At 28.3% G+C, this 7,015-nt stretch carries 8 protein-coding genes; 4 read left to right on the plus strand and 4 right to left on the minus strand.

The window, feature by feature from the left end; genetic code table 11:
* Positions 1-60 precede the first annotated feature (60 nt).
* Positions 61-819: a hypothetical protein gene (locus F1B92_RS05205; protein WP_154570818.1), complete on the minus strand. Its 759-nt coding sequence runs from the start codon at positions 817-819 to the stop codon at positions 61-63.
* Positions 820-919: 100 nt separating this feature from the next.
* Between F1B92_RS05205 and efp the strand changes: the two genes are divergently transcribed.
* A complete protein-coding gene (gene efp, locus F1B92_RS05210) occupies positions 920-1,486 on the plus strand; it encodes an elongation factor P (RefSeq protein ID WP_154570819.1) in 567 nt (188 codons plus the stop codon).
* A 19-nt stretch (positions 1,487-1,505) separates the two neighbouring features.
* Here the strand turns inward: efp and F1B92_RS09350 are convergent, their stop codons facing one another.
* A complete protein-coding gene (locus F1B92_RS09350; RefSeq protein WP_407643636.1) occupies positions 1,506-1,676 on the minus strand; it encodes an Rdx family protein in 171 nt (56 codons plus the stop codon).
* Positions 1,677-1,799: 123 nt separating this feature from the next.
* Here F1B92_RS09350 and F1B92_RS05220 point away from each other — a divergent pair, with 123 nt between their 5' ends.
* The 3 genes from F1B92_RS05220 to F1B92_RS09355 all read left to right on the plus strand — a co-directional run bounded on the left by F1B92_RS05220 (position 1,800) and on the right by F1B92_RS09355 (position 6,181).
* The gene (locus tag F1B92_RS05220) at positions 1,800-2,348 is read left to right on the plus strand and encodes a DJ-1 family glyoxalase III (protein WP_154570820.1); all 549 of its coding nucleotides are present in this window, start codon (positions 1,800-1,802) and stop codon (positions 2,346-2,348) included.
* 67 nt (positions 2,349-2,415) lie between these two features.
* A complete protein-coding gene (dnaE, locus tag F1B92_RS05225; RefSeq protein ID WP_154570821.1) occupies positions 2,416-6,021 on the plus strand; it encodes a DNA polymerase III subunit alpha in 3,606 nt (1,201 codons plus the stop codon).
* Between the two features lie 31 nt (positions 6,022-6,052).
* Positions 6,053-6,181 (plus strand): hypothetical protein, encoded by a 129-nt coding sequence (locus F1B92_RS09355; protein ID WP_268233923.1) that lies wholly within the window; start codon positions 6,053-6,055, stop codon positions 6,179-6,181.
* A gap of 198 nt (positions 6,182-6,379) precedes the next feature.
* Here the strand turns inward: F1B92_RS09355 and F1B92_RS08800 are convergent, their stop codons facing one another.
* Both F1B92_RS08800 and F1B92_RS05230 read right to left on the minus strand, forming a co-directional pair.
* Positions 6,380-6,526 carry a hypothetical protein gene (locus F1B92_RS08800; RefSeq protein WP_195836294.1) on the minus strand — a complete coding sequence of 49 codons (147 nt, stop codon included), beginning with the start codon at positions 6,524-6,526 and terminating at the stop codon, positions 6,380-6,382.
* Between the two features lie 149 nt (positions 6,527-6,675).
* Positions 6,676-7,015 (minus strand): DUF234 domain-containing protein (locus F1B92_RS05230; protein WP_326833101.1); only part of this gene is annotated, 340 nt, incomplete at its 5' end.

Consider the following 7,015-nt stretch of genomic DNA (forward strand, 5'->3'; position numbering starts at 1 on the left):
TAAATTTTATAAAAATATTTTATAAAGATAGATTTTGATTTTTCAAAATCTATCAAAACCTTATTTTTGAATAGTAAAACTAAAAGGTACGCCTTTTACAACACCTTTTGAAAAGATTTTTTTAGCATCTTTTAAAACAGCATTTCTCTCTTCATCACTTGCCATATTATCACTTACTTGAGCGTTTTTATCATAATATTTTTCTAAAAGTTTTATCATGGCTTCTTGGTTATTTGGATCTATTTTTTTTGCCTCTTTTAGCATTATAGAAGATTTTGTGTAAGCACTTTTTCCATGAACTGGTGCAAAAATAATTTTAACATTTGCATTTCTTAGCCATTTAACCATTTTTGAAATTTCAGCCCTGCAATGCGGACATTCAGGATCTGATATCATATAAGTTAGAAATTTATTATTTTTATCAAAAGAATTTATGGTTATAAATCTATCATCTGGTATTGTTTTTAAAATTTCATAAACTATTTTTTCTTGATACAGCTTTATTTGATTTTGTAAATTTTCTAGCTTAGTGTTTATTAAATTTTTATCTTTTTGACTATTTATAGCTACTAAATTTGAAAAACCTATAATATTTTTTCCATCATTTGTCGCAAAAAAAGCTATATTTTCATCTTCTATTTTGCAGATTGTAAAATTTAAATTTGGAATTGAGCTTAACTTATCTGTTGATAGAATTTCAATCTTATTTGCATTAGGGATAAGATTTTTTAGAGAATTTATTAAATTGAATCTAAAATCATCTTTAGCAAAAGAAAAAGCCACAAAAACTACAGAGCAAAGCAATAAAATTTTTTTCATAAAAACTCCTTTTAAATAAAATTGCAATATTATATCTAAATTTAACTTTAAAAATTTCAATATTTGGATATAATACAAGTTTTAATAACAAGGAGTAAAAATGGGTTATTCAATGGGCGATCTTAAAAAGGGTCTCAAAATAGAAATAGATGGCATTCCTTATAAAATAGTCGAATATCAACACGTCAAACCTGGTAAAGGACCGGCTTTTGTGCGTGTGAAGATAAAGTCTTTTATAGATGGTAAAGTTTTAGAAAAAACTTTTCACGCAGGCGATAAATGTGATGAGCCACGTTTAGAAGAAAAACAGATGCAGTATCTCTATGACGATGGTGAAAATTGTCAATTTATGGATACTCAAACTTATGAGCAAATTGCAATTAGCGACGAGGATGTCGGCGAAAATAAAAAATGGATGCTCGATGGGATGATGGTTAGTATTCTTTTTCACAACGGCAATCCTATAGGGCTTGAAGTTCCGCAGGTTGTTGAGTTGAAAATAGTGCAAACTCCTCCAAATTTTAGAGGCGATACTCAAGGAAGCAATAAAAAACCAGCCACTCTTGAAACGGGTGCAGTAGTGCAAATTCCTTTTCATGTTTTAGAAGGTGAAGTTATTAGAGTTGATACTGTTCGTGGAGAATATATAGAAAAAGCAAATAAATAGTCTAAATTTGGGCNNAAATTTAAAATTTTTTAAATTTTTTAATTAATTCATTTATTTCACCTGCTTCGGGAAATCTAGGTGGATTTAAACTCTGTTTTGAAAAAACAGTTTCTCCATCTATCTCTACTAAAAAAATTCCACCATTTTTGGCAACTTTTTCTACGATTGCATCGCTATAGACGGATTTTATTTCATCCTCCNNTTGTGGTCTATAGTTTCAAGAATTACAATAAGTAATAACCACTTTCATTATCTCTCCTTTATAAATTTAAGCTATAATTATATGAAATTTTTTTAAACAAAGGAGATTATTTTGAAAAAAGTTGCAATAATTTTAGCAGATGGTTTTGAAGAGATAGAAGCAGTTAGTGTGATGGATATTTTAAGGCGTGCAGGTATTGAAGCTCTTGGGGTAGGGCTTCAAAATTTAGAAGTAAATGGTGCTCACAATATACAAATAAAAGCCGATTTAATCCTTGATGATATAAAAGTGGATGAATTTGTAGCTATAGTTTTGCCAGGAGGACTGCCGGGAGCTAAGTATTTAGCTAATAGTCAAAAACTTGGTGAAATTTTAAGAGAATTTAATTTAAAAAATTTAAAAATAGCTGCTATTTGTGCTGCACCTTGGGCTTTATCGACAGCTAATGTTTTAAAAAACTCATATACTTGCTATCCAGGTTTTGAGAAAAATATAGATCATAGCGGATATGAAGATAATAAAAATGTTGTGATCGATCAAAATATCATAACTTCAAAAGGACCAGCTACGGCGATGGAATTTGCACTAAATTTGGTTAAAGAAATTTGTTCATACGAAAAATATATGGAAATTAAAAAAGATTTGCTTTTTGTAGATTAGTTTTATAAATTTATGAGAAATTTACACATTTTTGTTAGAATCTTTAAAAAAAATAGAAAGAGAAATAATGAGTAAATTTACGCACTTGCACCTTCATACTGAGTATTCTTTGCTTGATGGTGCAAATAAAATAAACGAACTTGCTGAAATTTTAAAATCTCAAGGTGTTGAGAGCGTGGCCATTACAGATCACGGAAATATGTTTGGAGCGATTGATTTTTATAAAACTATGAAAAAAAATGGCATAAAACCTTTAATTGGTATGGAGGCATATATTCATAATCACGATGACATTTCAGATAAAAGTGACAAACAAAGATTTCATTTGATTTTAATAGCTAAAAATGAGATTGGATATAAAAATTTAATGTATCTTAGCTCAAAAGCGTATATAGATGGCTTTTACTTCCATCCAAGAATAAACAAAAAGCTTTTAAGAAAACATAGTCAAGGGTTGATTTGTTCATCAGCTTGTTTAGCAGGAGAGGTAAATTTTCACTTAAATTTAAGCGAAAGAAATATTAAGCGTGGTGCAAAAGGTTATGAAAGAGCAAAAGAGGTAGCTTTAGAGTATAAAGAAATTTTTGGTGATGATTTTTATCTTGAAATTATGAGGCATGGAATCGATCATCAATTAAATATCGATAAGCAAATTTTACAAATTTCAAAAGAAACAGGCATTAAAGTTGTAGCAACGAATGACGCTCACTATCCATTTAGAGATAGAGCAGAAGCTCATGAAGTTTTTATGTGTATTGCAATGGCTAAAAATTTAAACGATCCAAACCGTTTAAAACACGATATGAAAGAGCTTTACGTTAAAACAAGTGATGAGATGGCTAAAATTTTTGCAGATATTCCTGAGGTTATAGAAAATACTCAAGAGATTGTTCAAAAGTGCGATTTAAATTTGAAATTAGGTGAGCCAACTCCGCCAAATTTTAAATTTACTCTTGATTATGCTAAAAAATATAATATAAACTTACCAAATCCAACTGAAATTTATAATCTAGAAAATGATAGTATTTTGTTTGCCGAGCTTAGTAAAATGGGGCTTGATGAGAGGCTTAAATTTATAGATCCACAAAAACATCAAATTTATAAAGAGCGTTTAAATTTAGAAATTGAAATTATAAACAAAATGAAATTTCCTGGCTACATGCTAATAGTGAGTGATTTTATTAATGAGGCTAAAAATAAAGATATCCCAGTAGGACCAGGGCGAGGAAGTGCTGCAGGAAGTTTGGTTGCTTACTCTTTAAAAATTACAGACATAGATCCAATACCTTACAATCTTCTTTTTGAGAGATTTTTAAATCCTCAAAGAGTTAGTATGCCAGATATTGATGTTGATTTTTGTCAAGATAGGCGAGGAGAGGTTATTGAGTATGTTGTTGAAAAATATGGTCGCTATAATGTCGCACAAGTTGCAACATTTGGTAAGCTTTTAGCAAAAGGTGTTATAAGAGATGTTGCAAGGGTTTGTGGTATGCCGTATGCTGAAGCAGATAAGATGGCAAAATTAATACCTGATAAATTAGGTATAACTTTAAACGGAAAAGGTGAGCCTGGAAGTAAAAATTTTATAGATGGTGCTTTTCAGCTTGAGCCAAAAATTAAAGAGTTAATAGAAGAAAATCCAAGTGCTAAGCAAATTTGGGATTTTTCTTTGGATTTAGAAGGGCTTAATAGAAACGCTGGAATGCACGCAGCGGGTGTTGTGATAAGCAATGAAGAATTATGGAATAAAACCCCACTTTTTAGACAAACAAATAGCGATAGCGGTCATCTCATCACTCAATATACAAAAGATTTTTTAGAAGATGTTGATTTGATAAAATTTGACTTTTTGGGGTTAAAAACGCTAACCGTAATCAATAATGCTATAAAATTGATAAAAAAGCGCTATGATAAAGAAATTTTATGGGAAAGAATAGATGTCAATGAAAAAGATGTTTATAAAACCATAAGCAGTGGAAATACATTAGGAATTTTCCAAATAGAAAGTCCTGGAATGCAAAAACTAGCTAGCGATTTAAAGCCTGATAGTTTTGAGGATATTATAGCGATGATTGCTCTTTATAGACCAGGTCCTATGGATCTTATACCAAATTTTATTGAAAGAAAGCACGGACTTGCAAAGATTGATTATATAATTGATGATATAAAAGAAATTTTAGAGCCAACTTATGGAATTATCGTTTATCAAGAGCAAGTTATGCAAATTGTTCAAAAAATTGGTGGTTTTAGCTTAGGCGGTGCAGATATCGTAAGAAGAGCGATGAGTAAGAAAAAAGAAGATGAGATGAAGCGTTTAAAAACTGAGTATTTAGAAGGCGCTAAAAAAAATGGATATAACGAAAAAAAAGCCGATGATTTATTTGAGATGATTATGAAATTTGCTTCATATGGATTTAATAAATCACACGCTGCGGCTTATGCTCTCATTACATTTCAAACTGCATATTTAAAAACTCATTATCAAGCTGAATTTATGGCAGCACTTTTAACTAGCGAAGAGAATAATATAGATAAAGTCGTAAAATATATAGATGAAATAAAAAGATTAAATATAAAACTCTTACCGCCATCGATAAATTTATCATATAGAGAATTTAGTGTTGTTAGGGAAGATGATAAAGACTGTATAATTTTTGGAATGGGTGCTATAAAAGGCGTTGGAAGCGGGGCTATAGAAAATTTAGTTAAAGAAAGAGAAGTTAGTAAATTTAAAGACTTAAAAGATTTTGTCTCAAAAATAGATAGTTATAAAGTAAATAAAAAAGTTATAGAATCTTTAATAAAAGCCGGTGCTATGGATTGTTTGGGGCTTAGTAGAAAGTGTATGATTAATAATATAGAAAATATTATTGAAGCTTGTAAAAATACAGCTAAAATCAAAAACGATAATAAAAATTCTCTTTTTTCAGATTTTGAAGATGAAATGGTGCAAAGTGTCGATATAAATTTAATACCTTATGATAAAGAATATGAAACTAAAGAGCTTTTAAAATTAGAAAAAGAGAGCCTTGGAATTTATATATCAGGTCATCCTTTAAATGATTATTTGGATGATATTTCAAAGATTAATTATACCCTTACTAGCGAATTTGAAAATTTAAAAGAGATAACAGATACTTTAATCGTTGGTAAAATAGAAGAAATTGAAGTTAAAATAACAAAATCTGGCAAGAAAATGGGAGTTATAAAAGGGCTTGATTTGCACGGAAACTTTGAAATGATTGCATTTGATGATAAGCTTGATTATATTGAAAAAATTAGTGTTGATGATCTTGAAATGCCATATGCATTTAAAGTTAGGATAGAAAATGATGAAGGAAATTACAAAATAGTTTTAAACGATACTTTAAATTTAGAAGAAGCAGTGGATATAAATTTTCAAAAAAGGAGTTTTAATAAAAATTCTTTTAAAAAAAACCCACAAGAACCAAAAAAAACTATAGAAAATTTTGAATTTTTTATAAGGCTAGATGATATAGATGAAAAAAATATAAAAGAAATTTATGATTTAGCTTATAAGAGCCATAATTTAAAAAATTCAAAAAGATTAGTTTTAAAAGTTGAAGCTTTTGGAAAAATTTTTATGTTTGAAACAAATTTTTTTATAGATGATAAATTTATTGAAAATATGAATGAAATTTTGGCTGCATGAGCTTATTTATTTTTATAAGAAGGGGTAGATTATGGATATTTTAAATGGCAATTATGATAAACATATCGATATTGCTTTAATTTCTAAAGCTAAGCTTTTTGCTTATATATTTAGCTTGTATGCCTTTATGGGTTATTCCAAAAATTGGAGTTTTGTTTAGTATTATGGGGCTCATTTTTCTTTACTTGTTTTTTTAAAAATAAACAAATTAGCAACCCATGCAACCTTTTTTTGAATGTAGCCATAATTATAGTAGCTACTATTTTGGCTATATTCATTCATTATTCATTTTTTATTTTGATTTTTTTATCCTCGTTTTTTGGTATAAAATTTTAAAAGAACTTGATTATTTAACTTTTTAAAAAAGATTTATAAAGTCTTTTTGGTTTTCTTTAATTAGGCTTATAGCTGTAATAATTTCTTTCCTTGCTTTTATACCAGAATATTTTTTGCTTATTGCAATTCTAGGCTTAGTAATTATGATAGTTGGTTTTATATTGCACATTTTAGCTGTTGTTAAAATAAAAGAGATTAGAAAAAATCGTAAATGATGAAAAGTGCTAAAGCTTGGAAATTTCGCTATTTGTTTAAATAAATAATATTTATTTGTTTTTATTTAAGTTTTAGCACGTCATTTTTTAAAAGTATAAAAAATCAATCAATCAGACTTTTAAAATCATTTAAATCAAAAAGCAGTAAATTTTCACTTTTTAAATTTAAAAGTTCTTTGCTAAAGCCACTTTTTGAAAACAAAGCTATGATATCAGGCGAAATTCCTAGTTTTTGACACTTTGTGTTGATTAAATTTAAGATATTTTTACAAATTTTTCTATCTTTATATTTAACTTCACCAACGATAAATTTATCATTAAATTTAGCAAAAACATCTATTTCAAGCTCGTTAGTCCAAAAGCTATAAATTTCATTTAGATTTAAATTTAGTTTTTTGCTTAAAAGTTCATAACTCAACATCTCAAATCCAAGACTTGAGTAA

This window comes from Campylobacter portucalensis (assembly GCF_009690845.1).
In the GTDB taxonomy this organism is placed as follows: Bacteria; Campylobacterota; Campylobacteria; order Campylobacterales; family Campylobacteraceae; genus Campylobacter_B; species Campylobacter_B portucalensis.